This is a genomic window from Bacillus sp. MT(2024), assembly GCF_036362845.1.
GTDB lineage: Bacteria > Bacillota > Bacilli > Bacillales > Bacillaceae > Bacillus > Bacillus velezensis.
In genome coordinates this window covers 440,749-467,372 of sequence record NZ_CP143632.1, presented here as the reverse complement: position 1 = coordinate 467,372, position 26,624 = coordinate 440,749, and the positions used below count along the sequence as shown (strand labels likewise).

The following is a 26,624-nucleotide window of genomic DNA, read 5'->3' as shown; positions in this document are numbered from 1 at the left end:
TATTCGTGAAGAGCCGGAGCCGACGTTATGTCTTATCCGGGACCGGTCCGTTTTTTTCCTTCTCCTCATTATTGACGACATCCAGAATATCAAGCAGGAACACAAAAATCGGAATTCCGATAATCAAGCCCCAAATGCCGAAGAAATGTTCTGAGAAAATCAGAACCGTAAAGGTAAAAAAGATCGGCAGTTCCGTTTTTGCTGACATCAGTTTCGGATTAAGGAAGTACGTCTCAATCGCATGAATGACGAAAATGACCAGCACGATGTAGATGACGTACGCAGCGCCGCCCGTCGTATACGCGATGATGCTGAGCGGAATGAGCGAAATCACCACACCCGCAACGGGAATGAGCCCGAGGAAAAAGACCATGATGGACAGGCCGAACAGCTGCGGAAAATGCAGAATGGCCAATGCGATCAAGGTGAGGATACAGTTCACCAGCGCGATAATAAATTGGGCTTCAAGCACTTTGCCGAATGTTCTCGCAAATTTGCTGCCGAAATAAGCAAGTTCGTAGTAAAAAACAGACAGCTTGCTGTGCTGAAATTTTTTCATAAACTCCGTGAGCCGCTTTTTCTCGAACAGGAAAAACATGCTGAGAATCAGTGACATCACGACCTGCAAACCGAAAGTGCTGATATCGGCCAAGTATGTATACAGTACATTAAAACCTTCTTTTACATAGGAACCGATATTGATATCGCCGAACACGCTCGATATCTCATCATAAAACGGAATAACATCGGGATGATACGCGATGTGCTTGATCTGCTTAATCAGCTGTTCAATCTGCTTGGCAACAATCGGGTAAAAGACAAAGCCTCCGACAGTCGCCCCGACAGCCAGCGCAATATATAAAATGGTGATGACCACCCTCTGGCTGATCCGGAAAAAATGGTTCAACACATGCCGGATGACAGTCTCCAGCCGATCCATCAGAAAAGTAAAAATAAACGTAAGCAAAATCAAATTAATCATACTTCGGAATACAACTAACACCCCAGTCAAAACAAGAAAAACGGAAAAACGTCTGACACCCGGATGCTGAAAAAATTTAAAAATAGCCGCCATTTATACACTCCTGCTAGGACAAAAAGCCCTTAGATTTCATCTTTCACTCTCTAATTGTAAATTATATAACAAAATGACGCTAAGGTCTTTGTCCACCTCCTAATAAATTTAAACAAATTTATCTTTTTTACTCATGGCAGCCGAAAAAAAGAACGGCATGCCGGATGCATGCCGTTCTTTCCCTTTTATACCGCCGTTTTCATTTCTTTTACGGCCTGTGTGCTTTTCGCTTCGTCAAACTCATTTTCGCTCTTAGCTACGATGATGGTGGCGATTCCGTTTCCGATCAGGTTGACGATCGCCCTTCCTTCACTCATAAAGCGGTCAACGCCGAGGAGCAGCGCCAGTCCCTCCAGCGGAATAACCTGAAGCGCCGATAAAGTGGAGGCCAGCACGATAAATCCGCTTCCGGTTACGCCCGCCGCGCCTTTTGATGTCAGCATCAGCACGAGAATGATCGTAACCTGCTGGCCGATGGTAAGGTCAACGCCGAACACCTGCGCCAGAAAAACCGTCGCCATGGACAGATAGATCGAGGTGCCGTCCAGGTTAAAAGAATATCCTGTCGGGATGACAAGGCCGACAACCGATTTGGAACAGCCGTAACGCTCCATTTTATCCATCATCCGCGGAAGGACGGACTCAGAAGAGCTTGTGCCGAGAACGATGAGCAGTTCATCTTTAATAAAACGGAGATAGTTCCACAAGCTGAAACCGAATAGTTTGCAAATGATATTCAAAGCGACAAATACAAACAGGAACATCGTAACGTATACAGACAGCATCAGACTCGCCAGCGGCTTGATGGAATCAAGGCCGAAGTGACCGATCGTATAGGCCATGGCCCCGAATGCGCCGATCGGCGCCGCGCGCATGATGTAGCCGATGATTTTGAAAAAAACGTGCGACAGTTTATCGAAGAAATCAATAATGCTTTTGCCTCTTTCACCGAGCGCCGCCAGGCCGACACCGAATAAAACAGAAAAGAATAAGACCTGAAGAATGTCGCCTTTTGCGAAAGCGTCAACCATATTTGACGGAACGATGTGAGTGATAAATTCAATCCAGTCAATCCCCTGTCCCCCGTTTTGGGTGTACTGAGAGACATCCCCTTTTTCAAGCTTGCTGTAATCAAGGCCCTCACCGGGTTTCATGATATTGACGACCAGAAGTCCGATAATAAGGGCAATGGTGGTCACGACTTCAAAATAAATAAATGCTTTTCCCCCGACTTTGCCGACTTTTTTCATGTCTCCCATCTTGGCGATGCCAAGCACGATCGTCAGGAATATGATCGGTGCGATAATCATTTTTACCGCATTGATAAATGTATCGCCGAGCGGCTTCATCTGCTTCCCGGCATCAGGCCATACGAGTCCGACAATGACGCCGATAATAACCGCCGTGATGACCTGCACTGTAAGATTTTTGAAAATTTTCATCCCTACTCCCCCTTGCCTCTCGCTGCGTCTATACAAAAATGATAGCGTTTTCATACAAGGAGGGGAAGCTTATGATCATAACGGACATTTTGGTCTTTTTGGTCTCGGCTAGCGGACGAATTTGTAGCGGTTAACCGGCCGTCCCACTCCCCCGTATTGAATGTCGAGCTTAATCTGGCCGTCCTTCTCAAGAAAATCAAGATAACGCCGCGCCGTCACCCTTGCAATTCCGAGCGCTTTGGCGGCTTCTTCAGCTGAAAGCGGCTCCGTCTGCTGTTTCATATAGGTCAAAATTTCATTCATCGTAAAATGATTTAACCCCTTCGGCAGATCCCGGGACGGATTTTGCGGAATTTTAAGCAGCATGTCAAGCTGCTCTTGCGACATGGTGTCATGCTCTTCAATTTTCCGTTTATATTGTTTATAGTTTTCGAGCGCCTGCCTCATCCGCTCCAGCTTAAACGGCTTCAAAATATAGTCGGCCGCACCGTTTTGCAGCATAAGCTGGATTGTTTCTTTGTCTTTTGCGGCCGAGACGATGATGACGTCCACTTCGAGCTTTTGTTTTCTGATTTCCTGGAGTGTTTTAATTCCGTCTTTTTTCGGCATGTATACGTCTAATACCACGAGCCCGGGCCGCAGATCTTTTATAAGCCTGATTCCCTCGTCTCCGTCAGCGGCCGTGGCGATGACGCTGAACCCCGAAACACCGGTGATAAATTCTTTATTCACCTCCTGCACCATCGGATCATCTTCAATAAGCAGCACCTTGATGTCCATCGAATGATTCCTCCCCCTTCATCGGAAATAATATAGAAAATGCCGTTCCCTGTCCCTGCCGTGTGTCGACTTCAATCACGCCCATCCCTTTGTCGACGATTTGTTTGACGAGGTACAAGCCGTATCCCGTTCCTCCCGTTTTATTGACGGTAAACCCTTTGTCATAAAGGCGCGGGATGTGCTGATCGGAAATCCCGCTTCCGTTGTCTTCTATTAATATAGCAAGCACTTCATCATTTTGCTCGATACTGATGTCAATATGTTTGTCCTCCGTGTCCGCTGTTTCGAATGCGCCGAACGCATTTTCAATTAAATTGCCGAGCAGGACGACGATGTCATGCTGGTCGACATGCTCCGGAAATGCCGAGAAACTGCTGTTTTCATCAATTTTCACAGAAATGCCAAGCTCTTTTCCTCTTTTGATTTTGCTTAACAGCAGCCCCGCCGCAGCGTCATTCTGAATGGCCTGATGAAGAAAATCAGTGACGCTTTCTTGTTCTGATGATTCCTTAAAAGCAAGCTGGAGCGCTTTTTCTGATTTTCCGAGCTGAATCAGCCCCGCGATGGTGTGAAGCTTGTTCATATGTTCATGATTTTGGACTCTGAGCGCATCGACAAAATTTTTCACACCTGTCAGTTCTTCCGCCATTTTCGCCGCTTCCGTCCTGTCCTGAAAAATGGCGACGGCTCCGATGACCTTCTTTTTCATGACGATCGGAATTCTGCTGCTCATGATCACCTTTCCGCTGACTTGGATTTCTTCATTATATACGGCTCGGTTCCGCTCGACGATTTCAGGGAGCCGCGAATCTTTTAACACGTCCCAGATCAGCCTGCCGTCGGTCTCTTGTCTGACATTGAATATCTGCTTCGCTTTTTCATTAAAAATGGTGATGTGATGCTGATTATCGATCGCAATGACGCCCTCATTCATTGAATGAAACGTAGCGGTCCGTTCCTCATACATTCTCACGATCTCATGGGGCTCCAGCCAAAACATTTGTTTTTTGATGTGGCGGGCCAGCAAAAAGGAGCCGGCCAGTCCGAACCCGAGCGCCAGCAGAACGATAAACAGTATTTCATGTTTCAGCTGAAGAAGAATTTCACCGAATCCGGGCAGCGTTTTACCGGCCAGAACGACACCGATCTGATTCAAATCCCGGTCTTTGATGGGATAAAAAGCGCGGACGGCGGTGCCGATCTCTCCCTTTGCTTCGGAAAAATAAATGTGCTCGGCGAACGCCGCGGCTTCGTCCTCACCCCTTGAACGCTTTCCGATCATTGTGCTGACGGGATGTGAATAGCGGATATGATCCATATCCATGACGACGATGTAGTCCGCTTCATTGATGATCCTTATTTCTTCGACCGCATGGCGCACGTCTTCCCTTTGTTTTTTCTGCTCCAGGGCGCGTTTGACATCGGTCATCTCAGATACCGTCCGCGCGGTATTCATCAGCCGTTTTTTCAGCTCGCGCTCCTCTGTATGCTGGATATTGCCGATCAGCACGATGCCGACGATCAAAAAGGTAAAAAGCACGACGATATACGAAAGTATGGTGATTTTCCAGCGGATGGTGAGCTTTTTTTTCGTCATTGGCCTCTTCCTTTCCGTCTCTTTACGAAAACGGCCCGCCCGATTATGCTTGTTATAGAAAATGGCGGAGGGGGTTTTCGATGAAAAGCTTGCTGACTTGTCTCAGCCTGATGGTACTCGGTATCGGAACCGCTTTATTCATCGGCTTTCATGATCGTTTCTCAACGGAAGAACCGTATTATGATGACGAACAGGAAGGCCTGAAAGATCAAATGGTTTTCAAATTCAGCCATGTCGTTGCTGAAAACACGCCTAAAGGGCGGGCGGCGAATAAATTTGCCGACCTGGTCTATCAAAAGTCCGGCGGCACCATTAAAGTAGAGGTATTTCCAAACGGGAGCCTCTATTCAGATAATGAAGAAATAAACGCCCTCCAAAACGGGGACGTGCAATTCATCGCCCCCTCCACCTCAAAGCTCGGATCACTGTCTCCCGAATGGGGTGTTTTGGATCTGCCGTACGCGTTTACAAACTATAAAGCCGTGCAAGAAGGCCTTAACGGCAAAATCGGCACACGCCTGTTCACTTCATTAGAAAAGCATCATTTGAAAGGACTGGCGTACTGGACGAACGGGTTTAAGCAGCTCACGTCAAATAAAGGGCCGATCTTCACTCCGGACGACTTGAAAGGACAGGCGCTCAGGATCATGCCGAGCAGCGTGATCGAAGACCAGTACCGCCTGCTCGGCGCGCACCCGCGGCAGGATTCCTTTAATTCCACGTTTCAGCTCTTGGAAAGCAATCTCGTAGACGGAGAAGAAAATACGATTTCAAATATCTATTCTAAAAAATTTTATAATGTTCAAGATTATTTGACAATCAGCAATCACGGATACCTCGGTTATGCCGTGATGACCGACGAGCATTTCTGGAATTCGCAGACAGAAAAAACGAGAACCATCTTAACGGAGGCGATGAGAGAAACGACGGAATGGAACGAAGCCTCCGCTGAGAAAATGAATAAAGACCAGCTTGAAGAGATAAAGAAGAATTCATCCATTCATATTCATGTGCTGAGCAAAGCGGAAAAGAACACATGGATGAAACGCCTCGACCCGATTTACGGACAATATGAACAGGTGATCGGCCGCGGGCTTGTGCAGGATTTGTTATCCTTGCGCCGCGAGCCTTAGCAGAACCAATACGCCCATCTCCGTTTCATCCCTTTTACCGCCGGGGAAGTAAATAGGGACAGAGCAAAAAAAGGAGATGGAGACATGTTTACACATACGAAAAAACTGCAGCATCCGGCAAAACCGGATCGTCCTGACCCGCTGTTCGCAAAAAAGATGCAGGAAATTTTAGGGGGACAATACGGGGAAATATCCGTCGCCATGCAATATTTGTTCCAAGGATGGAATACACGGGGCAATGAAAAATATAAGGATCTTCTGATGGATACCGCGACGGAAGAAATCGGCCATGTCGAAATGATCGCGACGATGATTGCGAGACTGTTAGAAGACGCCCCGCTGGCAGAGCAGGAAAAAGCGGCTGATGATCCGGTCATCGGGTCCATTTTAGGCGGGGTGAATCCGCATCATGCCATTGTCTCAGGACTCGGCGCAATGCCGGAGAGCAGCACGGGCGTTCCGTGGAGCGCAGGCTATATCGTCGCAAGCGGAAACCTTCTGGCAGACTTCCGCGCCAATCTGAACGCCGAATCACAAGGAAGGCTTCAAGTCGCACGCCTGTATGAAATGACCGATGATAAAGGCGTGAAAGATATGCTCAGCTTTTTATTGGCCCGCGATACCATGCATCAAAACCAATGGCTTGCGGCCATTAAAGAATTAGAAGAACAGGAAGGTCCGATCGTTCCTTCCACATTCCCGAAGGCGCTGGAAAAACAATCATTCTCCCATAAGCTTATTCATTTCTCAGATGGAGCAGAAAGCGCTGAACAAAATTGGCTGAAGGAAACAGCGCCGGACGGAGAACCATTTGAATACGAAAAGGAACCGAAAGCGCACGGCGAAATAGCTAAGCTGGACCCCGTCCCGCCGTATGTCCACAACACGCTTCCCGGACGAAAATAAAAAAGCCTCTAAAGGGGCTTTTTTTATGTGCGCACAACTGTCCAATCCGGTTCATATCGGATGTCCGGGTGATGTAACAGCTCGTGAATGACAGGTTCATCCCCCTCGTATAGCATCACTTCTATTGAAAGAATCGCAGCCTTCTGCTCGTTTTCTTCGTATATGCGGTCATGTTCGTTCTCCATAAAATCATCATAGGCCTGTCTGTTCTCCCAAACGCTGATGATCTCTGCGATGAACAGGCCGTCTGCGTTTTTCCGCCAGCCGCCGGCCTGTTTGACGAAGCCATTTACACAGGATAATGCTCCCCACCTTGACTGTGCTTGCCCAAATGCTTCAGCGTTTGCAGCGTCTGTTTCACATACAATCTTTTTGATCAGCATGACCGTTCCTCTGTGATGACTGTTTTCGCATGCGTATGCTCGACACAGAGATTCACGGTTCTGACGTATGAGCGGGTGCGGTGAATCGTGCCTTTCGGGATGAGCAGGCTGTCATTTGCTTTGAGCACTGCGGTTTCTCTGTCCTTAAAATCGATCAGCAGCTCACCTTCCAGAACGATGAACCATTCATCTGAGTCAGGGTGATGGTGCCAGTCATATTCTCCCGTAAACACTGCGAGGCGCACACAGTGGTCATTGATCTCCGCGATTGAAAAATTGTCGTGTTTTTCTTTGACTTTATTGGCGATAGCGAGCAAATTCAGCATGTCAGACACGAGTGAAAAACCCCTTTTTCATTTTATTGTATCGTAACGGCGGCTCAGATCAAGATTTTCCCAAAATAAAAAGCGATCCAGCTGATGTGCCGGATCGCTTTTGATCTGCAGGTTGTCTGCCTTTTATGCTTTTATTAGCTGCTTCGTCTGTTTCCGCCTTTTTGGCCGATTTCCTTATAAAAATCTTTGTCATGATTTTTGCTTGTAGCTTCTCCGCCTTTTTGGCCGATTTCCTGATAGAATTCCTTGTCATGGTTATTGCTTGTGGCTTCTCCGCCTTTTTCACCGATTTCCTGATAGAATTCTTTGTCGTGATTTTTGCTTGTGGCTTCTCCGCCTTTTTCACCGATTTCCTGATAGAATTCTTTGTCGTGATTTTTGCTTGTGGCTTCTCCGCCTTTTTGACCAATTTCCTGATAGAATTCTTTGTCATGGTTATTGCTTGTAGCTTCTCCGCCTTTTTTACCTGCTTCTTCTCTGCTCATTTTGTTATTATCTTGTGCCATTTTTGAATTCCTCCTTTAATTGGTGTTGGTTGTTGGTTTCCCGATTTCAGAACTGCTAAACAAAGAAAACACATTGAATGTGTTTTCGGGTGGTTTTTTATCATTCTGTATCGTTCATGCGTTTTAGAATCCGGCGTTTCTTATAAAGCATGATGCCTGTTTCCGCGATGCTTTCTAAAGCTGAACGGTTGGCGGACGCGCCGAAGATGATGCCTGCGGCCGGAACCATTTGCAGCAGTTTTTTCGCGGCGAACGTATCGCGGTAGCTGTAAACGACTTCCCGCCAGCCTTGGATTTGCGAGGCGACGCGCTGATAGGTTTGGTCGTTTTGATCATATTGCCGTAAATCTTGCAGGATCGCTTTTTTTCCGATGACGTCACTGGATGCAAGCTGAAGCAATTTGACGATAAACACGCGTTCTTTTTTGTCTTTCGGATCAAAGCCGTAAGCAACCGCGATGTCTTGCAGCGTCTTTAAGGACAGGCCGAGCATCGCCGGAATGTCTGCCGCAAGCGTAAACACGCCGCCGACTCCCGTTGCGGCTCCCTGCACCGTCGCGGCCTTTACGCTTGTACGCGCTATGGCTTCTGCGATTTCGTCCATGACGGCAAGCGGCGCATTGCGGATGTCGTGAAGCGTTTGACATGTACCGTGCGGCAGCCGTTTTTGAAACTTTTTCATGATGCGCTTTTCTGATGTAAGGTACTGTCCGCCTGACTGAATAAACGTTCCCGTTTCATCGAGTATGAGTCCGATTTTCCTCTTAATAAATTGCGGTGTCAGCTTGTCCAAAAGCTGAAACGGCAAGCGGGTGAATGTTTGCCAGAACATCGCCCTCTGCTGCGCCTTTTCCCATTTTTGAATGTCTCTCAGTTGTCTTTCCAGGTCTGTCCGCTCTTCTGTCACCCGTCCTGCACGTCCTTTCTGATTTCTTTCTACATAGTATACCTTTATGGCGTTTTCTTTTTACACCCGGCCAGACTTTTTATCCGGAAAACATTCCATTGTTTAATTTTCTTCAAATTCTATATATTGTATAATTTTGAATAATACGATTGAAGGAGAATGCTGTATGCAATGGATTTATTTAAGTTTAGCGATTATTTTTGAAGTATTGGGTACGGTCAGCATGAAATTATCAAATGGATTTACAAAACTTGTCCCAAGTATTTTATTGTTATTGTTTTATATCGGCAGCCTTTGTTTTCTTACTTTGACTTTGAAATATATAAGTGTCTCCATCGCATATGCGGTCTGGTCGGGAATGGGGATCGTGCTGATTTCCATGATCGGAATTTTTTTCTTTCATGAACAGTTCTCTGTCATAAAAGCCGTCTCTGTTCTTCTGATCATCATCGGTGTCGTTTCCTTAAACTTTATTTCTGAAAGTGAAACGTCATCAAACGGCATCAGCGTTCATACGGACAGAAACAGATGATGAAAGGGTTAAAGGTTCTCTTCTTCATTACAGATATTGGATTTATCGTTTATTGGATTGTTACTTTTTTTGAGTGGATTCCAAAAAACATGGTGTTTAAAGATTATGATAACGCCATGATAATGGCCTGGAACTGGTCATTCTTTCCCTTAGATATTTTCATTTCGATAACCGGGCTGTACAGCTTGTTTCTTTATAAACGGAAACATGCATTATGGCGCCCTTTCGCATTAATATCACTTGTGCTGACCTTTTGTTCAGGCCTGCAAGCGATTGCCTTTTGGGTATTTATCGGTGATTTTGATCTGATGTGGTGGGCATTCAATCTGTACTTGCTTCTTTATCCTTTATATTTTATTCGGAAATTGCTGGCCTCTCGTAAAAATAGCTGTCATTCTTTTTGATGAGGCGGTTTTCTTTTTCTTCAGGCGGGAAACACTTTTCATAAAGGAGTGATAGACATGCCTTGGTCTATGAAAGATTATCCGCAATCATGGAAGAATCTCGAGGAACCTGTGAAGAAAAAAGCGATCGAAATCGCGAATGCGATGGTAGATGAGGGTTATGAAGAAGGACGGGCTATTCCCATTGCGACAAGTCAAGCGAAAGAGTGGAAAAAAAACGCTTCTAAAGAAGAAATCGATCAGCTGATGAAACACGATGATGAAACGAAACGCGGAAATTGAATCGGAATAAAGGAAAAACCCCGCTCTCAAGAGAACGAGGTTTTTCTGCTTATAAACCGTAATAATAAGATAATGTGGTGACTGAAACGTAGCCTGTCGCTCCTGCATACGTGACTTTCAGCCATTTATTAGAATTGGTGTAGTGGCCTTGAACATATTCTCCGGTGACCCAAGAACCTGTAATTTTTTTACCGCTTGAGAATGTTGTGATCGTTGAACAGCTGACCTTAGAGCATGAGCGCATATTAGCACCGTAAATACCGACTGTACCCCCGCTGGCTAAAATGGAAACGTCCGGTTCAGCTTTAGGTTTGAAAGCTGCTGCTGATGCAGAGCCGCCAAAAGCGAATAAAGAAACAGCAAAAATCATGGCTAAAGAAATGATCGACAAACGACGTACCAAGAAAATTCCCCCTCTTTTATCATATGGCTGGAAAGCTTTCCTGACGTTATTATACTTTTTTGCCCGGGAGACTGAAATAAGTCTAATGCTCCAACTTCTTTTCTTCGCAAGTGACCATGCCGATTCTTTATTTGATAAATAACAGCCGTTTATTGGACTTGAATCACTGATATATCGTTGATTCAAACATTTATTCAGAGCGGCCGGAGTTTTTACGGAGGTCATTTGAATGGTACAGAAAGGTTTTATCTTCCAATGGAAAGAAACATTATTATTCTATTTACCCGGGAAAACGGAGGAAATACTGCGTCTTTTTCTCAGGATCAGTTGCACCGGACAGAAAGTTGTGAAGTGATATGAGCAAGTGTCCTCTTTTCACCTTTTTAAAAGAACGCTCAACGCATCCGCGCATGATCGGACGCGGAAACACGCTTTGCGAACGGCATCGCTTCTTTCCCGGAACGATGCCGTTTTCATTTTCGGACCTTTCTTCGGCGGGATACATACCATAGATAAAACAGGGCATCAATGTACCGGTTTATTGAACATAAAGAACTTGACATCTCATAATAGCGGATTTATGATGTAGATAAAATAATTTGCATCTAGGAAACTTTTTGTTATTTAGCTAAAAATCTATCAGAATTTAGGTGAGACATAATGAGCAAAGACATCTCAGCACAATCACTGCAAGCAAAAGCCGTGCAGGATGCACTTGACGGCAAAAGCAAGGGATTCAAGCGGCTTCTGCCTTTCTTAGGCCCAGCCTTTATCGCGGCGATTGCCTACATTGATCCGGGAAACTTCGCTACGAATATCTCAGCTGGTTCGAAATTTGGGTATATGCTGCTGTGGGTCATCCTCTTTTCAAACTTGATGGCTTTTTTAATCCAAGTTCTTTCCGCGAAGCTCGGCATTGCCACGGGTAAAAACCTTCCGGAAATCGCCAGAGACCGGTATCCGAAATGGGTATCCGCCGGGCTGTGGATACAGGGTGAACTGGTGATTATGGCAACTGACCTGGCAGAATTTATCGGGGCGGCGCTCGGGCTCAACCTGCTGTTCGGCATACCGATGGTTGAAGCGGCCATTATCGCGGCAATCGGATCATTCGCGATTTTAGAGCTGCAGCGCCGGGGTTACAGGGTGCTGGAAGCGGGCATCGCCGGACTTCTGTTTGTCGTGGTGATCGCCTTCGCTCTGCAAACCTTCTTTGCCAAACCTGACGCCGCCTCCGTTCTCGAAGGGCTGTTTATCCCGAAAATTGACGGAATGGACAGTGTGCTCTTGGCAACCGGTATACTCGGCGCAACCGTGATGCCGCATGCCATTTACTTACATTCCGCACTGACACAGCGCCGTGTCGTCGGAAAAACGGATAGTGAGCGGAAAAAGATTTTTAGATTTGAGACGATTGACATTCTCATCGCGATGGTGATCGCCGGGGCGATTAACGCAAGCATGCTCATCGTCGCTGCCGCGCTTTTCTTCAAGAACGGGCTGTATGTAGAAGATTTAGACGTGGCTTATCAGCAATTCGGCCACTATATCGGACCGGCTTCAGCCATTCTCTTCGGGATCGGGCTGCTGGCCGCAGGGCTTTCAAGCTCTTCTGTCGGCACATTGTCAGGCGATATTATCATGCAGGGCTTCATCCGTTACCGTATCCCGCTTTATTTGCGGCGTTTCATTACCATCATTCCGCCGATGATCATCATTATCTCGGGGGTCAACGCCACAGAAGCGCTCGTATGGAGCCAGGTCGTTCTTTCATTCGGCATCTCCTTTGCACTCGTGCCGCTGATTATGTTTACAAGCAACAAACGCCTGATGGGCGCCCTGACGAACCGAAAATGGGTGACGGCTCTCGCCTGGCTGATTGCGGTTTTGGTGATCGCGCTTAATCTGTTTGTGATCTACGATTCATTCCGTTAGAAAAAAACCGGCCATAGCGGCCGGTTTTTCTTTTGGCACCGGGTGCCGTTCGTATCTTTTTCCGGGCGTTTTTGGTATGATAGAAGAAAAATCGGAGTTTTGCTTATGTCAGTATTTATCCTTTTTTATCTGTGGATTGTGCCGATTGTCATCGGTATCTTCTGTTCTCTTTTTGCTTATCGGACAACGGGTAAGAAACGTCTGGTTCCCGGCTTTGTGATGATCGCATTAAGTATCATTTCCTTAATCACGGGGCTTTGGATCGGCGGTGTGAACTATCATGTGTTCATCGGAGGCATGTTTTTATTCGGTACGTTATTGGCCGGTTCCGCCTTTCCGTTTTTCTTCGCTCTCTCACGCAAACGAAAATAAACAGGCATGCTGCCTGTTTATTTTTTTACCTAAGCCTAAATGATAAAAACCGCTCCGATAATGTGATTCCGCCCCAAACAGCCTGTACATGCAGGCTCCAGCCCATGTTCTATTTCACGAAACTGCAGCTAAAATAAATCCTGCCAAAGAAGATTTTGAATTGCGAGAAAAATATCGTATTAAAATCCTATTTACCCAAAAAATACCTATTGATAGAATGGTATCTGAGAGGGAAAAATGTTCAAAGCGGATCATACAGGTCCCGCCTAAATACATAGTCTTTCATTTCTCTCTACACTACATTTCTAAAGGAGGATTTCCCATTAGACACGCAGCTAAAGGCATTCTGTTTGCCGCATCTTTAGCCCTTGTAACTACTGCTTTTGTCCCCGCATCCTTAGCTAAAGAAAATCATAATAATACTGCCAATGCCACTGGAACGACAAAATCATTTTTTTATCAGACTGATACGCAATTTTCCTACGGACTTAAAGCACAAAGCGATGCATCTGTGTCAAAACCAGTCAAAGATGCAATCAGAGAGGTGCTGAAAAATAAAACAAAATTATTCAATCTTGTTGAAAAATTAGCGGGAAAGAAAATAAGAAATGAACTCGAATCCGTTTTCAATGAACACATAGAACCGGTTTTAAAGAAAATGCTGAACGAGTATGTCGCCTTAAGCTGGACTGACGTGGAAAAGAATCTTTATCTTTCACTTAAAAAGTCCGGACTTTCTGACAGCCAGGCTAAAAACCTCGCTCATTTGACAACTTTAGCAATGAAAGCATTTTAAACTCATTCATCAATGATCAGCAGGAAAATACGTATGAAGTAATGCAAAGTGCTGTTAGATTCACTCTAATAGCACTTTTTCATTGGAGATTTCACATGACTGTCTTTTTTACTGTTTTGCTCACTTTCTTATGCTGCCTTGTGATTTCATCTCTTATTTTTATGATTCTATTAAAAAAAGAGATCGTGGATACACCGCCAAACCGCTTAGCTCATACAGCATTCATAGGGCTTATTGGATTCTCCCTGTTCTTCGCTATAACTGTACCTAGCCTGATTATTTGTTTTGCAGCTGTAACAATACATCATTTTTTCGGAGATTACATCATATATGATTCTCTTTCAGACTTATACATATTTTCTGTCGTCGTCAGTATCTTAGCTTTAGTTTATATGCTTATCCTTACGGCAATTGTTAAAGGAATGACTCATGTTTTGACATTGCCTGCTTGGTCAGCCTATATCCTTGAATTCATTTTTGCATGGGCTGCTGTTTACTTCTCAGTTCAATACGTTTCCAATCATATCATTGAGAACATATCTATATTTCAAGGCGGAGAAGTGCTTCTTTCATTGTTCATCACTTTCTTATTTTCGGGATTGGATTTCCTTTTTACTAATTTGGATAAGATTTCAAAAGAGAAATTAGGCTAATAAGGGGGCAATGGGTATGAAGAGCATTAAATATATATCCTATTTTTCTATTTCTTTAGTTTTGCAGGTGGTATGGCTGCTACTCATAAAAGAAACCTCTAATCTATCTCTGATAGATATGATTACGGTGTCCTTTTTATTCACTCTCTTTATGTTCATCTTGGATCAAATTTTCAAAAAAAAGCGGACAAATTAGGGTCTGTTTTTTTATAATCCTAGGGCTTCTCTTTCATTTTGAAATTGTTCCGGATTTGGGGATGTTGCGGCGAACCGTTCATTAATGTTTAACACCGGCCTCTGTAAAATACTTCTCCTTTTATATAACATCCTGACTTCTCCGTCATATATTCAAATGAAAAAACGGCAAAAGGGAGTAATGAAACATGATATTGTTTATTGGCAAGTTCATGTTGCTCTTTTTATTCTGTTCGCTGGCATATTATTTGTTTAAAGTTGTTTATTACAATATAGGGAAGAACATTGCGCTTAAAACTCCGAAAGGGACTAAGACAAACCGGACGGCACGTGTGTTAGTCAAAATGGAACTAAACTGAATGATGGAGATTACTTTATGATCGCTGTTGTGACCGCTCTCTGGCTGTTCTTCAGATGAAACCGCGCTGATCCACCACGAGTTTTTTGATCAGCCATCGCTCGCCAGCTTCGGCTTTTCACAATCTCCGTTTCCGTTTAGGACGGTTATATGCAAGCCAAGTAGCTCAACAAACAAAAAAATAAACAGGCATGCTGCCTGTTTATTTTTTTGTTTTTCCTTGAATTATTGAAGAAAGGCTTAAAAATGGACGGCGTCTTTCTCATGCATGCATCGTTCAAGAAATCATCACAGTAAAACGGAAAGGTGAACGCAATACACGCAGCGGTTAAGAACCTTATGAGGCTGCGTATGTTGATTACTGGATAAGAAAAAGAAATCCCCCAGTCTTAAAAGGTGGAGGTCAAAAATTGGAGAACACTTTAAATATTTATAGCTTTTTCAGCGATGCGGAAAGTTCCAGAATCACTCATTTCAGCAGTAAAAACATTTGTTACACTTAATAATCCAGTAAAAAGAATACCGATTAAAGCGGAGCTGATTATAACCTTCTTCATTATATAGCCTCCGTAACCTTAAGGATTTGTGTTTGGGCATGTATAGTTTTCTTTAAAAAGGTTCTTCCCTCTGCATAGTTTCTCTTTTCAAAATGAAAGTCACCTAATTTTTCAGTCAGCTCTGCGAAATCAGACCAAAGGCACTTCTCTTCTAAGTAGCGTCTATTGCCTTTTTAAAATTCTCTTCAGCGGCACTCAAACTTTCCCCTCTTAAATAAACTAAGCCTAAGTTATGAAAGATCACTCCGATAATTCTTTTCCCTTTTTCCTCATCCAACCCACGGGCGATACTTAATGCTTCCCGATAAACCGGAGATAAATAGCTCCCCGTCATCATAGCCATCCACCTGAAAAATGTCGGCTCGGCACCTATTACAATAAACATAAATGTCAATGACAATGAATACAACAGCCATAATCCATACTTTTTTGAAGATGAGATACCCTAAAATCCCCAACAGAAAAGAAACTGCCGGAAAAATGATGAGAATGATATAAACAGGACTCAATGGCATGCTAATATAAACACCTTCAACTTATTTTAAAATTTCAAAACGTGCAATTTCCCACTCTTTTTTTGCTTTTAGCGGGATTGTTTTTACCTTTTTGCCTGATTTCAAATCATAAGACGTGATATCTCCAAGCTTGTTATCACGCTGGATATCAAAGTTTTTGAGTAAAACATACATCTCTTTGTCATTGAATTGAACATCATTCATTAATTTGTTATCATCCCCAGCATAAAAATCAAAAGATTTTTTCTTAACCATTTTTTTATCAAACACCTGCATCAACCCATCAAAAGAAACAGCTAAGATGCTATCTTTTAATATTTTCAATTTTGCAGGATGAAACCCTTTCTCCATCTCGACTTCTTTTTTTACCTTAAGAGTCTCTCTGTCTATTAATATGAGCTTAGAATTCTCTTTCTCATTCACGTTATCATTAACTGCCAGTACAAATGTATTTTCATCTAGAGCTTGGAATGCATCCTTTTCATCCATGAAGTATATCCCTTTATTCGGTACGGATGCCTTGTTCTCTTGCTTATTTGTCTCTGGGTTAATTGAAAGGATGGACATACTTTCTTCATCACTTGAAATGACATAAATTTTATTTTTAGCGACGATTGCTGATCCAAGTTCTCCGTTAAGCTTTATTTGTTTCTTGTTTTTTCGGCTGTTTCCCTTCCAATATACCAGTTCACTTTCCAGCCCTTTGTCTGTATATCCAACGTTAATGTCATGGATGATATAACCGTCAGAACTATTTATAAAGAAAGCACCTTCATCCTCAGTTGTTTTTGACAAACTCTTTTCATTTATTTTGTTTATTTTTCCGGTTTTATTGTCTATCATCAAGTGATTATTGCTTCTATTTGATGAGAAGAACGTATCGTTTTTGTTATATGAAGACATCGTGAAATTTATACCATCTTTCAATTCCAAGCTATCCATTTTAGTACCATCTTCACCGTAAACCCCAATCTCACTTCCCCTATCTAAAGTGTTAGAAAAAACAACAATAAATTTTGCATTGTCAATATCCTTTAATACAGTCTTTTTATTGCTGCTTCTTTCCTCTTTTTCATTCCCAGTTGGGATGAGACCGCAAGAGGTTGTGACTATCAGTATGCAAATGAAAATAAACAGGGTCTTAAGTCTATTCATATTTTCCTCCCTTTGAAATGACAAAACAACCGGTGCATCACCGATTGTTTTTGTCAATTTGTTTAACCCTTGTGATAAAAGATTGTTGTGTTATTGGATTTTACAAGCTCCATTGGTGTTACAACGGTGTCCCATTTGACATTGTCAATATCAATACCTTGGTTTTTCCAAGAACGCCAAGCTAATTGAGAACAATAAAATTTAGCAGTTGTCTTTTTATTCAAAAAGTTGAAATTATATTTCTTTTTATTATTTGCTTGCTTTTCCGCAAATTTTGCAGCGTTTATATACTTATTGTTATTCGATCCTTTAACCCATAGACCATAAACTTTCTTTTTACTTCCCCAGTTATTATTATATCTGCGAACTCCATCTTGGTTTATAGGGCTCCAGCTTTTCGCCCATGCTTCAACTGTTTTTGATTTGTTAGTTGAAACAATCGCAGCATGTCCTACACCAATAGACCAACTTCCAGAATTAATTTCATAGCTTGTAAGAACATCACCTTTTGTACCTAACGCTTTTGCTGCAATTTGGTTCTTGGGCTGATATTCAGGCTCCTTGTATTTAGGAAGAACTTCATCAATTTGACCAGAGGCTTTCAATTCTTTGATTTCTTTTTGGGAATCCTTATACAAGTCTTCTGCATGTTCTTGTACATACGCATACTCTTCTTTACTCATTTCATAGAATTTCTGTACTTCCTCACTTGTCATGCCGGCATCTTTCATTTCCTGTATTTCCGTTTGGACTTTTTCATTAGTAAGTTGCGGAAATCCTTCAGCATGTGCACTTTTCCCAAATCCCAATCCTAAATCGGAAATCAACATAGTTGTAGAGAACATGGTGGTAAGTAAAAATTTAATCTTTTTCACATCAGTATCCCCCTACTATTGAATAATTTTTCCTTCTATTCTAAGATATAGGATGTAAATAAGGTTGCAAACACATTTTTTGAATTATTTGGGATATTTTAATCATTTCTATTGAGTGTATAATGTCACACAAAATCGGGACATGTAGTGCCAACTGAACTATAGGATTTGGGCTTTAAACAATGTTTACCAGGCAATGTGTTGTTTCACTATTTCTTCGTAAGGTTAACCTTCAAATTTTACATAAATTCACAAGCATTCAAAATACCATTCTCAACAAACATATTCTACCATTAATGCGAACCGCAATTCTATATACTTCTTTATTTTTATGAAATATATAGAATTGTGGTACAGCCTTATTAAAGGGTTGTTTCATTTATTTCAGAAGAGGCAACATTTTTTCTTTCGTTTTTGGCCTGTAAATGCCGTTATCAGATAGGCCATACAAGGACTGGAACCGTTTGACTGCATTTGCTTTCTTCGGTCCGTAATAGCCTCTATTCTGTTGTTCTTTGCCCCTTTAATAGAGAGCCGCTAACGCCGATTGAATTTGCTTTACGGACGTTCCCTTAGTTAAGGGGCTTTGTCACTTTAAAAATGTCTGGCGGCAGCGTGTAAGATGATGTCTTTTTACCGAATGGAGAGCTGGACGAGCCAGTCAGCTTTAATACTTGGCCAACTTTGATCAGGTTCGGATCCTTGATGCCATTCAAGCTTTGCAGGGTTGCCATGCTTACGCCTGACTCCTATGCAATGACGATAATATTCCACCTTTTTTGACAGTGGACGTCGCCACCGGTCCTTTTTCCTGTTTTTGCTGATCAGGGGGGCTGACGGCGCTAATGTGCGAACCACATTTGGCAGGAACTGTCCTGGCCCTTCAAAAGCTTTTTTTATCAGCCATCGCTCGCTAGCTGCAGATTTTATGATCTCTGTTACCGTTTCAGCAAATTTGAATATGATAGACTTCCTGTGTCCAAGCGGGCTCGAACTGCTGACCTCTTCCTTACCATGGAAGAGGTCAGTAAAACTGATAATAACTAATCTTCTCAATAAATCAAGGCAGACAGCGAATACTGGCTGAAGCCTTTTGCTTAGCCGTAGTGATTTTTCCCGGAAGCGGCGGCTCGTCGCCGATGACAGCGTCGATGACGACCGGCTCATTTGAGTTAAGGGCTTCATGAGAATGGTTCCGCCTTCTTATTATTTCTTAAACAACAAACCGGTTCAAAACCAATTTAAAGTATTGAATAATTTAGAATGTTTGTGTAAGTTTTGTATAACAAAAATTAAAAAAAGAGTGAGGAGGGAAACATTTGATAATCAGAAGCGCAGAACACTATGATGTAAAACAATTGACCGATTTAATGTATTTATATATCGTGGATTTTTATAAAAGACCTAAGCCACCGATTGAAAAGATACATCATTTGATTGAAATGTTATTTGAGAAGAACAGGGGTATTCAATTCGTTGCTGAACAAGATGGGAAACTTATTGGCTTTGCAACATTATATTTTAGTTTTAGTACGACGAAAGCAGATAAAATAACAATAATGAATGATTTATTCGTGGCAGAAAAAGCAAGAGGCACAGGAGCAGCCCAAGAACTGTTTAAAAGATGCGAAACTTTTACAAAAGAAAACGGGTATGCGCATATGTCATGGATAACTGCATCTGATAATTACCGTGCACAAAAGTTCTATAAAAAGATGGGTGGCTCCCTTGGGAATTGGCTGACCTATTCCATATAACCCGGGATGACCTTATTGAAGAAAAAACTAAAATAAAAAGCCGGGCTTTTACTATGGCTTATCTGGGTAAATAAATAAAAATAAACAGGCATGCTGCCTGTTTATTTTTTATAAGCGCCGGCTTCTTAAAACAGCCGTTTTAAGCTTTTCTTGAGTGACGGCATTTCGATTTTTTGGTTTTCAAAGAAGTTTTTCAGCATGTATTTGCTGAAGCCCTTCGCTTGGCCGTAAGTGATTTTTCCCGGAAGCGGCGGCTCATCGCCGATGACGGCGTCGATGACGACCGGCTCATTTGAGTTGAGCGCTTCATGAAAAGCGGGAGCCAATTCCTCGTGTTTCGTCACTTTGATGCCTTTTGCTCCGCAGCTTTCTGCAAAAGCGGCGTAATCCATATTTTGCAGCTGGGTGACGTAGTCAATGTTGCCTTTGACCCGCTGTTCATATTCAATCATGCCTAAATTTTCGTTGTTTAATATGACAACCGTAATCGGCAGTTTATATTTAACAGCCGTCGGCAGATCCTGCATCACCATTGAAAATCCGCCGTCTCCGCAAATGGCGATGGACTGCCGCTCAGGTTCGGCAAGGCTTGCGGCAATCGCTCCCGGAAGCCCGCATCCCATTGTGGCGAGCCAGCTTGAGACGATAAAGTCCTGCTTCTTCATTTTAAAATGGCGGGCCATCCACACCGTAACCGTTCCGACATCCACTGACAGGACGGCGTCCTCTGCGGCGGCATCCTGAAGCCGGGCAATGACCTGCTGCGGCTTGAGCGGATGAGTCGCTTCGGTTTCATCCTTCTCGATTTCCTTCCACCAATGCTTCATGTGCTCGGTGCAGGCGTCTAAAAATCTTCTGTCTTCTTTATATTCAATGTATTCCGTCAGCTCTTTCAGCCCCAGAGCCGCATCACTGACGATTCCCGCATTGACGGGATAGCGCTTGCCGATTTTCGCCGGATCCGAATCAAGCTGAATGGCAGGCGTATCATCCGGGAGATAATCCCTGTATGGGAACGATGTGCCGAGCATGATCAGCAGATCGCATTCCTCCATGGCTTCGTAGGCGGGCTTTGTGCCGATTTGCCCGAGATTCCCGAGAAAGTGGGGATGGCTGTCAGGCACGACGCCTTTTGCCGGAAGGGTAATGACAATCGGGGCGGCCGCTTTATCGGCGAATGCGAGCAGCTCCTCTTTTGCCGATTTTAACCCTTGGCCGGCGAGAATGACCGGTTTTTTTGCGTTGTTAATATATTGCGCGCATGTCACGAGATGTTCTTTTTTCGGCTCTATATCGGCTTTGAGGTATATCGGCGATGTGTAAACCGGCTCCCGTTTGATTTTTTGCGCGAATAAATCATCAGAAACGGTTAAAACGGCAACGCCTTTTTTGCTGTAAGCCGTGCGGATCGCCTGATTCAGAAGATCGGGCAGCGCTTCTGCCGTATGTACTTGCTGGTTGAATACCGCCACGTCCTCAAACATTTGCTCTAATTTGATTTCCTGAAAGCTGTCACGGCCGATTTCATCGGAAGCCACCTGTCCCGCAATCGCCAGCACCGGAACGCCGTCCGCTTTGGCGTCGTATAAACCGTTCAGCAGATGAACGGCCCCCGGTCCTGCGATTGAAAGGCAGACACCGATCTGTCCGGTCAGTTTTGCCTCAGCCGCGGCAGCCAGGGCGGCGACTTCCTCGTGCCGGGTTTGGATGAATGTCAGGTTATTTCGTTCATGTCTCAGTTCTTCGATAAATTCATTAATGCTGTCTCCGGGAATGCCGTATATATGACCGACTCCCCATTGTTCAAGCAGCTCCGTCATTACGTGTCCTGCTGTTTTACTTGGCATACTGCATCCTCCTTTTACCTGTATTCATCCCCTTTTTCATACGGGTTGAAACACGGGCTATACTCTCAGCTTTTTTCTCAGCCGATCAAGGATGGATAACAAATTTCGGTCTTTAAGGACTGCCTTACGATTTGCCGCCCCATTGAGTCCGTCTTTTACTTGCCGTTTTCTGTTCGGCACCATGAACAGCGGCAGCCGGTTTGGGGAAAACCAGCGTAATGCGGCGGTTTCCGGCCCGTTCATCAGCGGTGTTCCTCCGGTAATGGCTCCGATGAATACGTGCTGTGTATCTTCAAATGCCGGCCTTTCATACTCACCGGCTTTATACAGGATGGTCACGTTATAACCGGTTTCTTCACAGGCCTCTCTGACGGCTGCGGCTTCAGGTGTTTCACCTTCTGCGATCCTGCCCCCGGGCAAATCCCATAAGGGAATGTCTTTTCGTTTTACGAGCAATATCTTCCGCCCGTCATTTTGTATGATGACAAACGCGCCTTGTGCCATGTCGTCCTCCTTTACAAAAAAGACCGCGGCATTTTAGCCTGCGGTCTTTACCGTTACTTTTTAAAATGATACGGCAGGGTGGCGACAATGATGTCCTTCTTCCAAAACAGCCGGACGCGGAGCAAGAAGGCTGATTGGTTGTGAAGGATGGTCTGCCAGCGTTTTTTCGTAATAAATTGCGGAAACAGCACCATCACGGAGAACTGTTCTTTTTTCGCTTTTTGTTCGACCGTTTCTAAAAACTTATCAAACGGGTGAACCAGACTGCGGTATGAGGAATGCAGGGTGACGAGGCGGACGCCGTTATGAAGCTCTTCCCAGCGCTTTTCCACCTTTTTTTCGTGTTCTCTGTCAAAGGAAACATGGACCGCAATGACCTGATCCGATAATGATTTCGCATACTGAATCGATTTTTGGACGACGGTGGTGACACCGGCGACAGGCACGATGACAACGGTTCCCTTGATTTCCTCAGGCTGCTGATCAACGACCCGCAGCTGTTCGCCGACCGCGGTGTAGTGATTTTTAATGACGAAAAACAGCATGACGACAGCAGGCATGAATAACAGCACCGGCCAGACAAGATTGAACTTCGTCGCGAATAAAATACACAGCACCATAAATGAAATGGCGGCGCCGCATGAGTTGATCAGCATTTTTACCGCCCAGCCCTTCGGCTTCTGCCTGATCCACTTGATGCACATTCCCGTCTGCGACAGCGTAAACGGAATGAACACGCCGACGGCATAAAGCGGAATTAAATGTTCCGTGCGGCCGCCGAATAAAAGAATGAGCAAGATGGACGCGATACCGAGAAAGATGATTCCGTTTGAAAATCCTAATCGGTCGCCTCGTACCGTAAACATTCTCGGCATATACTGATCGCGCGCTAAATTAAACGCCAGCTGCGGAAAAGCAGAAAAGCCCGTATTTGCCGCAAGCACGAGAATCAGGGATGTAACGCCTTGAATGAAATAGTACACCGTATGCCGTCCGAAAGTTTCCGCTGCGATTTGTGAAATAACGGTCTCGTTAGGCTTCGGACCCGTACCGTAGCCGTACGCCAGCACCGTAATCCCCGTAAATAAGATCGCCAGCAGAATCCCCATCATGGCCAAAGTGCGGGCCGCGTTTTTCGCCGGAGGATTTTTAAAGGCCGGGATCGCGTTTGAAATGGCTTCAACACCGGTCAGTGCCGAGCAGCCGGATGAAAAGGCCTTCAGCAGCAAAAACAGCGTGATGCCCGCCACGGGTGTGCCGATCGGTGTATGCTCGGCCGGATGAACCTGCCCCGTCATGAGCTTAAACAGTCCGACGACGATCAAAAGGACAAGCGCCGCCACAAACAGATAGACGGGATACGCCAAAATGGACGCCGACTCTGACAGTCCTCTCAAATTTAAAATCATAATCAGAATCACAAGCAAAACAGCAATGAGCAAATGATACGGGTGCAAAGCCGGAAATGCCGATGTAATCGCATCAGTTCCGGCAGAAATGCTTACCGCCACCGTCAGAATATAATCAACAAGCAATGAGCCGCCCGCAATCAGGCCCGGCTTCTCACCAAGGTTTTCTTTTGACACCATATAAGCGCCCCCGCCTTGCGGATAAGCGTAAATAATCTGTCTGTAGGACAGAATCAAAGCAAGCAGCAAAATGAGAACACCCGCTGCGATCGGAATGGAATACCAAAACGCGGCCGCGCTTACCGCAGCCAAAATGATCAGAATCTGTTCCGTTCCGTAAGCAACTGATGACAGCGCGTCTGAAGAAAGCATGGCGAGCGCCTTGAGTTTCGTGAGTTTCTGCTCTCCGGCCGCCTGTGATTTCAGCGGTTTCCCAATCAAAAATCTTTTGATTGAATGGTACATTTTTTGTCTTCCCCTTTTTTTCATTTTCCGTTTGATTTACAAACCCTTACTGCTATGATGTCTCCGAATAACGATTGCATGCCATATTTCAGCACAGCAAAAAGACACAGAGGCAAACGGATGCCCCTGCGCCATAATCGTGCACAGGTTTCATTCATCTCCTCTCATGAACGCTTACGAGGTTAGCTGTCGGATTCGGGCTGATGAGAGTTGGCCCTACCTGAAAAAGGATTCACCCCAAGCGGCATGACGCGCCGCAAATTGGTTCCCCCGCTCTGATTACAGATTAAGCGATATAGATTATAAAAGAGATCATACTCCCGTCCCGTTCAGTTGTAAAGGGGCTTTTATGCTGTTTCCAAAATAAAAAAATCACCGCCAAAAATGGAAATAAAAATACAAAAAAAGAGGCCTGTTAACGGCCTCTTTTTCCTTCATTACTCTTCACTTTTTTCATTGTCCGCTTTTCTTTTTTTCCTTCTTGCCGTCAGCCAGATCAGACCGGCCGCAATAATTATAAGCGCCGCGAAAACAGCGATATACGTGACGTTCAGTGCTGCGGAACGGCTTTTCGTATCAGCCGCCGGACTGCTGTCATCGGATTTGATTTGCTGATGGTTTGAAAACAGCTGCTTGCCGGCCGTTTCGTTGACGACGGTTGCGGCATCGTTTGTGCTGTCTAAAAAGCTGATCAGCTCTTTTGTGACAGACGCGCCGCTGCCTGATAACGGAGCAAAAACAGCGATGCTCCGGCCGGAGTCCCAAGGTGATTCCTGTGTAAACGCGACTTGTTTCGTTGTCTCATTCAGCATCTGAAACGGAGAAACATCGTACGCGCCGCTGCGGTCTGACGGCACGAGAAGCTTAGAGGCGTTTGATTTCAAAAGCGGAATTTGCGGCAGGCCTCCGATAAACACAACATTCCGGCCTTTGGCATCCGCTTCCTTCATGTCTGATGCCGTCTTTACGGTAAAGCCGTTTCCGAATGAATCCGCCACCAGAGAAAGTTCTTTCAGTGTCTGTATGTTTACGTCATCCGGGATGACGATCACTGTTTTCTCTTTCACGCCGCCCGCAAACGGGAGCGGCCATTGCCCGAAATCCGCTTTCTGCGCCGCATCACTTACCGGATACGTCAGCATGCTGCTTTTATCAATATAGACCCATTTATTTTCGTCACGGTCGATACACGGGTTGTTATGTTTCAAACCTGACGTGACAAATTGCAGATCAATGTACCTGCTGCTTCGCAAAAGCTTCGGATCAATCGGGATTGAGACGTGGTAAAAGCCGTCTTTATCTTGATTGCCGAGATCGTCAAGACGCACCGCATTCGGCTGTCCGTTGACCATGACGTTCAGCTCCGCTCTCTCGGCGTCATTAGCTGAATCCGCCTTCGTCCGGATCGATTCCGACGTTTTTAATGTAAGTGAAAGCTTAACCTTACCGTCTTTATCAACAGCGGCCGCCGCAGGGTAAAAGAAGTGCTCTGACGCCGTTTTGTTTGATCCGACCGTTACATTTCCCGCGCCGAAGTCCTCTAATGTCAGTTTATTGCCTGTTTTTTCCGCAGCGGGATGAAGGCGGCCGATTGTCAAAGTATCTCCGCCCAGCTGGCTTGAATAAGCGCTGTCTGTGATGACGCGGATTTTATCCGCCAGCGTTTTGTCTGAGTGCGCCGTGACAAACAGGACGGGCTGCCGTTTGTCCCCTGATGTCAGAACCCGTTCGGCGAGAAGAAGTTTGTTGTCTTCCGCTTTGAGGTTCCCCCGTTCGAAAAGCTCTTTTATTTTCCCGTTCCAATGCTGATCAGCGCCGATGACAATTGACGGATTGCTGATTTTGCCGGCATCGGATTCTTTTACATAGGATACCTTCAGCCTGCTGTCTGCCGTTTTCAGAAATCCTTCTGTTTTGACTGCGGCTTCAGCTTCCGCCGAGGTCGGTTTGTCAGGAAGGATAATATCGGTTTCTTCACCCGTATTGCCTGATTGGGCAAACGGATACGGGAAATGGCCGAGATCCGCTCCCTTTGACTTGCTTGCTTCTGAAAGCACAAGGCGGCTGTCCGGATAAATTTTTATCCAGTTGCCTGACGTATCCTGCCTGACGCAGACGCCCTCTTTTAATACGCCGTAAAACCGTAATGATACATTGTGATAGCCTTGGGCGGATTGGCTTTTGCTGAGATTGAGCTTCACCGTTTTCCGCTTGGAGCTGCCGTCAAGCTTTATGGATTTGACGGGTTCATCATCAATGGCGATGGTTAAAGAAGACGGGGCAATTAATAAGTTTGACGCCTCGTAATCAATCAGAAGCGACTGATCGGCATTCGAAGCTCCCGCAGGAATCTGATAGGTCAGCTCTGAGCTGTCTTTCGCCCCGTACAGTGTCATCAGATCGCCAGTCAGCGCCTGCTGCTCTTTTGCGCCGGCGCTTGTCCCGAGGGCGGAACCGTCCGTTTTCAGCTCCCGGGCCGCGGCCGCCTGCCCGTTATACATCAATAGCAAAAGGCCGGTTATCAATATGATCGCTTTTTTCAAAAA

26 protein-coding genes, 5 pseudogenes and 1 riboswitch are annotated in these 26,624 nt (G+C 44.8%); of the genes and pseudogenes, 11 read left to right on the top strand and 20 right to left on the bottom strand.

Features of this window, described 5'->3' with window-relative positions:
- Positions 1-25: 25 nt before the first annotated feature.
- The 4 genes from VP472_RS02380 to VP472_RS02365 form a co-directional block, all read right to left on the bottom strand.
- On the bottom strand, positions 26-1,075 hold the full coding sequence (locus tag VP472_RS02380; protein ID WP_003156215.1) for an AI-2E family transporter: 1,050 nt from the start codon (positions 1,073-1,075) through the stop codon (positions 26-28).
- 185 nt (positions 1,076-1,260) lie between these two features.
- The gene (gene dctP / locus VP472_RS02375) at positions 1,261-2,517 is read right to left on the bottom strand and encodes a C4-dicarboxylate transporter DctP (protein ID WP_058906576.1); all 1,257 of its coding nucleotides are present in this window, start codon (positions 2,515-2,517) and stop codon (positions 1,261-1,263) included.
- 108 nt (positions 2,518-2,625) lie between these two features.
- A complete protein-coding gene (locus tag VP472_RS02370; RefSeq protein ID WP_003156219.1) occupies positions 2,626-3,297 on the bottom strand; it encodes a two-component system response regulator DctR in 672 nt (223 codons plus the stop codon).
- A complete protein-coding gene (locus tag VP472_RS02365; protein ID WP_014416956.1) occupies positions 3,272-4,894 on the bottom strand; it encodes a two-component system sensor histidine kinase DctS in 1,623 nt (540 codons plus the stop codon). The genes VP472_RS02370 and VP472_RS02365 overlap by 26 nt, the downstream gene beginning before the upstream one ends.
- 80 nt (positions 4,895-4,974) lie before the next feature.
- Here VP472_RS02365 and VP472_RS02360 point away from each other — a divergent pair, with 80 nt between their 5' ends.
- Together VP472_RS02360 and VP472_RS02355 are read left to right on the top strand one after the other, a co-directional pair.
- Positions 4,975-6,027, top strand: a complete 1,053-nt coding sequence (locus VP472_RS02360) for a TRAP transporter substrate-binding protein (RefSeq protein WP_102422354.1) — start codon at positions 4,975-4,977, stop codon at positions 6,025-6,027.
- Positions 6,028-6,111: 84 nt separating this feature from the next.
- On the top strand, positions 6,112-6,933 hold the full coding sequence (locus VP472_RS02355) for a manganese catalase (protein ID WP_146276150.1): 822 nt from the start codon (positions 6,112-6,114) through the stop codon (positions 6,931-6,933).
- A 23-nt stretch (positions 6,934-6,956) separates the two neighbouring features.
- Here VP472_RS02355 and VP472_RS02350 read toward each other — a convergent pair whose 3' ends face one another.
- The 4 genes from VP472_RS02350 to VP472_RS02335 form a co-directional block, all read right to left on the bottom strand.
- Complete coding sequence (locus VP472_RS02350; protein WP_077721829.1) at positions 6,957-7,316, bottom strand: YdbC family protein; 360 nt, start codon at positions 7,314-7,316, stop codon at positions 6,957-6,959.
- On the bottom strand, positions 7,310-7,651 hold the full coding sequence (locus VP472_RS02345; RefSeq protein WP_094247223.1) for a cupin domain-containing protein: 342 nt from the start codon (positions 7,649-7,651) through the stop codon (positions 7,310-7,312). Before VP472_RS02345 ends, VP472_RS02350 begins: the two co-directional genes overlap by 7 nt.
- A 134-nt stretch (positions 7,652-7,785) precedes the next feature.
- Positions 7,786-8,157, bottom strand: coding sequence for a glucose starvation-inducible protein GsiB (gsiB, locus tag VP472_RS02340; RefSeq protein ID WP_012116853.1), 372 nt, complete (start codon positions 8,155-8,157; stop codon positions 7,786-7,788).
- A gap of 100 nt (positions 8,158-8,257) precedes the next feature.
- Complete coding sequence (locus VP472_RS02335; protein WP_128574973.1) at positions 8,258-9,064, bottom strand: EcsC family protein; 807 nt, start codon at positions 9,062-9,064, stop codon at positions 8,258-8,260.
- A gap of 166 nt (positions 9,065-9,230) precedes the next feature.
- Between VP472_RS02335 and VP472_RS02330 the strand changes: the two genes are divergently transcribed.
- From VP472_RS02330 to VP472_RS02320, 3 genes and pseudogenes are all read left to right on the top strand, one after another.
- On the top strand, positions 9,231-9,596 hold the full coding sequence (locus VP472_RS02330) for a DMT family transporter (RefSeq protein ID WP_017419236.1): 366 nt from the start codon (positions 9,231-9,233) through the stop codon (positions 9,594-9,596).
- On the top strand, positions 9,593-10,000 hold the full coding sequence (locus VP472_RS02325; RefSeq protein WP_146276148.1) for a DUF5360 family protein: 408 nt from the start codon (positions 9,593-9,595) through the stop codon (positions 9,998-10,000). Before VP472_RS02330 ends, VP472_RS02325 begins: the two co-directional genes overlap by 4 nt.
- A 57-nt stretch (positions 10,001-10,057) precedes the next feature.
- Positions 10,058-10,273: pseudogene (locus VP472_RS02320) on the top strand (DUF2188 domain-containing protein); the annotation flags it as partial.
- A gap of 58 nt (positions 10,274-10,331) precedes the next feature.
- Here VP472_RS02320 and VP472_RS02315 read toward each other — a convergent pair.
- On the bottom strand, positions 10,332-10,685 hold the full coding sequence (locus VP472_RS02315; RefSeq protein WP_007410203.1) for a hypothetical protein: 354 nt from the start codon (positions 10,683-10,685) through the stop codon (positions 10,332-10,334).
- Positions 10,686-11,342: 657 nt separating this feature from the next.
- Here VP472_RS02315 and VP472_RS02310 point away from each other — a divergent pair.
- The 5 genes and pseudogenes from VP472_RS02310 to VP472_RS02285 all read left to right on the top strand — a co-directional run bounded on the left by VP472_RS02310 (position 11,343) and on the right by VP472_RS02285 (position 15,054).
- Positions 11,343-12,620, top strand: coding sequence for an Nramp family divalent metal transporter (locus VP472_RS02310; RefSeq protein ID WP_146276146.1), 1,278 nt, complete (start codon positions 11,343-11,345; stop codon positions 12,618-12,620).
- A 105-nt stretch (positions 12,621-12,725) separates the two neighbouring features.
- A complete protein-coding gene (locus tag VP472_RS02305) occupies positions 12,726-12,992 on the top strand; it encodes a hypothetical protein (RefSeq protein ID WP_063174391.1) in 267 nt (88 codons plus the stop codon).
- An 88-nt stretch (positions 12,993-13,080) separates the two neighbouring features.
- Positions 13,081-13,788, top strand: a complete 708-nt coding sequence (locus tag VP472_RS02300) for a hypothetical protein (RefSeq protein ID WP_225979777.1) — start codon at positions 13,081-13,083, stop codon at positions 13,786-13,788.
- A gap of 95 nt (positions 13,789-13,883) precedes the next feature.
- Positions 13,884-14,441, top strand: coding sequence for a hypothetical protein (locus VP472_RS02295; RefSeq protein ID WP_146276144.1), 558 nt, complete (start codon positions 13,884-13,886; stop codon positions 14,439-14,441).
- A gap of 383 nt (positions 14,442-14,824) precedes the next feature.
- Positions 14,825-15,054, top strand: a pseudogene (locus VP472_RS02285) (hypothetical protein).
- A 362-nt stretch (positions 15,055-15,416) separates the two neighbouring features.
- Here VP472_RS02285 and VP472_RS02280 read toward each other — a convergent pair.
- The 7 genes and pseudogenes from VP472_RS02280 to VP472_RS20040 all read right to left on the bottom strand — a co-directional run.
- Positions 15,417-15,551 (bottom strand): hypothetical protein, encoded by a 135-nt coding sequence (locus VP472_RS02280; protein WP_264080680.1) that lies wholly within the window; start codon positions 15,549-15,551, stop codon positions 15,417-15,419.
- A gap of 151 nt (positions 15,552-15,702) precedes the next feature.
- Positions 15,703-15,894, bottom strand: a complete 192-nt coding sequence (locus VP472_RS02275; protein WP_225979776.1) for a hypothetical protein — start codon at positions 15,892-15,894, stop codon at positions 15,703-15,705.
- Positions 15,874-16,066 (bottom strand): annotated as a pseudogene (locus VP472_RS20045) (DUF2651 family protein); the annotation flags it as partial. The pseudogene VP472_RS20045 and the gene VP472_RS02275, both read right to left, overlap by 21 nt.
- A gap of 21 nt (positions 16,067-16,087) precedes the next feature.
- Complete coding sequence (locus tag VP472_RS02270; protein WP_146277442.1) at positions 16,088-17,221, bottom strand: hypothetical protein; 1,134 nt, start codon at positions 17,219-17,221, stop codon at positions 16,088-16,090.
- A 62-nt stretch (positions 17,222-17,283) separates the two neighbouring features.
- Positions 17,284-18,051, bottom strand: coding sequence for a YiiX/YebB-like N1pC/P60 family cysteine hydrolase (locus tag VP472_RS02265; RefSeq protein WP_146277440.1), 768 nt, complete (start codon positions 18,049-18,051; stop codon positions 17,284-17,286).
- Between the two features lie 424 nt (positions 18,052-18,475).
- Positions 18,476-18,889: pseudogene (locus VP472_RS02260) on the bottom strand (peptidoglycan-binding protein); the annotation flags it as partial.
- Positions 18,890-19,166: 277 nt separating this feature from the next.
- Positions 19,167-19,282: pseudogene (locus VP472_RS20040) on the bottom strand (hypothetical protein); the annotation flags it as partial.
- Positions 19,283-19,415: 133 nt separating this feature from the next.
- Between VP472_RS20040 and VP472_RS02255 the strand changes: the two are divergent.
- Positions 19,416-19,853 (top strand): GNAT family N-acetyltransferase, encoded by a 438-nt coding sequence (locus VP472_RS02255; protein ID WP_070081385.1) that lies wholly within the window; start codon positions 19,416-19,418, stop codon positions 19,851-19,853.
- 125 nt (positions 19,854-19,978) lie between these two features.
- Here VP472_RS02255 and VP472_RS02250 read toward each other — a convergent pair whose 3' ends face one another.
- From VP472_RS02250 to VP472_RS02235, 4 genes are all read right to left on the bottom strand, one after another.
- A complete protein-coding gene (locus VP472_RS02250; protein WP_014416943.1) occupies positions 19,979-21,700 on the bottom strand; it encodes a pyruvate oxidase in 1,722 nt (573 codons plus the stop codon).
- Positions 21,701-21,757: 57 nt separating this feature from the next.
- Entirely contained in the window at positions 21,758-22,204 is a 447-nt protein-coding gene (locus tag VP472_RS02245; protein ID WP_146276142.1) for an NUDIX hydrolase, read from the bottom strand.
- 53 nt (positions 22,205-22,257) lie between these two features.
- Complete coding sequence (locus VP472_RS02240; protein ID WP_003156252.1) at positions 22,258-24,078, bottom strand: APC family permease; 1,821 nt, start codon at positions 24,076-24,078, stop codon at positions 22,258-22,260.
- Between the two features lie 156 nt (positions 24,079-24,234).
- A riboswitch (cyclic di-AMP (ydaO/yuaA leader) is annotated at positions 24,235-24,381 on the bottom strand.
- Positions 24,382-24,515: 134 nt separating this feature from the next.
- Positions 24,516-26,621 (bottom strand): cellulose biosynthesis cyclic di-GMP-binding regulatory protein BcsB, encoded by a 2,106-nt coding sequence (locus tag VP472_RS02235; RefSeq protein WP_146276140.1) that lies wholly within the window; start codon positions 26,619-26,621, stop codon positions 24,516-24,518.
- Positions 26,622-26,624 lie beyond the last annotated feature (3 nt).

What these genes read in the sequence shown, in the direction of transcription:
- gsiB (WP_012116853.1), bottom strand. Translation starts at nt 8,157, where the DNA reads ATGGCACAAGATAATAACAAAATGAGCAGAGAAGAAGCAGGTAAAAAA.
- VP472_RS02370 (WP_003156219.1), bottom strand. Translation starts at nt 3,297, where the DNA reads ATGGACATCAAGGTGCTGCTTATTGAAGATGATCCGATGGTGCAGGAG.
- VP472_RS02350 (WP_077721829.1), bottom strand. Translation starts at nt 7,316, where the DNA reads ATGCTGATCAAAAAGATTGTATGTGAAACAGACGCTGCAAACGCTGAA.
- VP472_RS02300 (WP_225979777.1), top strand. Translation starts at nt 13,081, where the DNA reads ATGCAGGCTCCAGCCCATGTTCTATTTCACGAAACTGCAGCTAAAATA.
- VP472_RS02245 (WP_146276142.1), bottom strand. Translation starts at nt 22,204, where the DNA reads ATGGCACAAGGCGCGTTTGTCATCATACAAAATGACGGGCGGAAGATA.
- VP472_RS02270 (WP_146277442.1), bottom strand. Translation starts at nt 17,221, where the DNA reads ATGAATAGACTTAAGACCCTGTTTATTTTCATTTGCATACTGATAGTC.
- VP472_RS02250 (WP_014416943.1), bottom strand. Translation starts at nt 21,700, where the DNA reads ATGCCAAGTAAAACAGCAGGACACGTAATGACGGAGCTGCTTGAACAA.
- VP472_RS02365 (WP_014416956.1), bottom strand. Translation starts at nt 4,894, where the DNA reads ATGACGAAAAAAAAGCTCACCATCCGCTGGAAAATCACCATACTTTCG.
- VP472_RS02265 (WP_146277440.1), bottom strand. Translation starts at nt 18,051, where the DNA reads ATGTTGATTTCCGATTTAGGATTGGGATTTGGGAAAAGTGCACATGCT.
- VP472_RS02295 (WP_146276144.1), top strand. Translation starts at nt 13,884, where the DNA reads ATGACTGTCTTTTTTACTGTTTTGCTCACTTTCTTATGCTGCCTTGTG.
- VP472_RS02380 (WP_003156215.1), bottom strand. Translation starts at nt 1,075, where the DNA reads ATGGCGGCTATTTTTAAATTTTTTCAGCATCCGGGTGTCAGACGTTTT.
- VP472_RS02355 (WP_146276150.1), top strand. Translation starts at nt 6,112, where the DNA reads ATGTTTACACATACGAAAAAACTGCAGCATCCGGCAAAACCGGATCGT.
- VP472_RS02330 (WP_017419236.1), top strand. Translation starts at nt 9,231, where the DNA reads ATGCAATGGATTTATTTAAGTTTAGCGATTATTTTTGAAGTATTGGGT.
- VP472_RS02325 (WP_146276148.1), top strand. Translation starts at nt 9,593, where the DNA reads ATGATGAAAGGGTTAAAGGTTCTCTTCTTCATTACAGATATTGGATTT.
- VP472_RS02280 (WP_264080680.1), bottom strand. Translation starts at nt 15,551, where the DNA reads ATGAAGAAGGTTATAATCAGCTCCGCTTTAATCGGTATTCTTTTTACT.
- dctP (WP_058906576.1), bottom strand. Translation starts at nt 2,517, where the DNA reads ATGAAAATTTTCAAAAATCTTACAGTGCAGGTCATCACGGCGGTTATT.
- VP472_RS02360 (WP_102422354.1), top strand. Translation starts at nt 4,975, where the DNA reads ATGAAAAGCTTGCTGACTTGTCTCAGCCTGATGGTACTCGGTATCGGA.
- VP472_RS02240 (WP_003156252.1), bottom strand. Translation starts at nt 24,078, where the DNA reads ATGTACCATTCAATCAAAAGATTTTTGATTGGGAAACCGCTGAAATCA.
- VP472_RS02275 (WP_225979776.1), bottom strand. Translation starts at nt 15,894, where the DNA reads ATGGCTATGATGACGGGGAGCTATTTATCTCCGGTTTATCGGGAAGCA.
- VP472_RS02305 (WP_063174391.1), top strand. Translation starts at nt 12,726, where the DNA reads ATGTCAGTATTTATCCTTTTTTATCTGTGGATTGTGCCGATTGTCATC.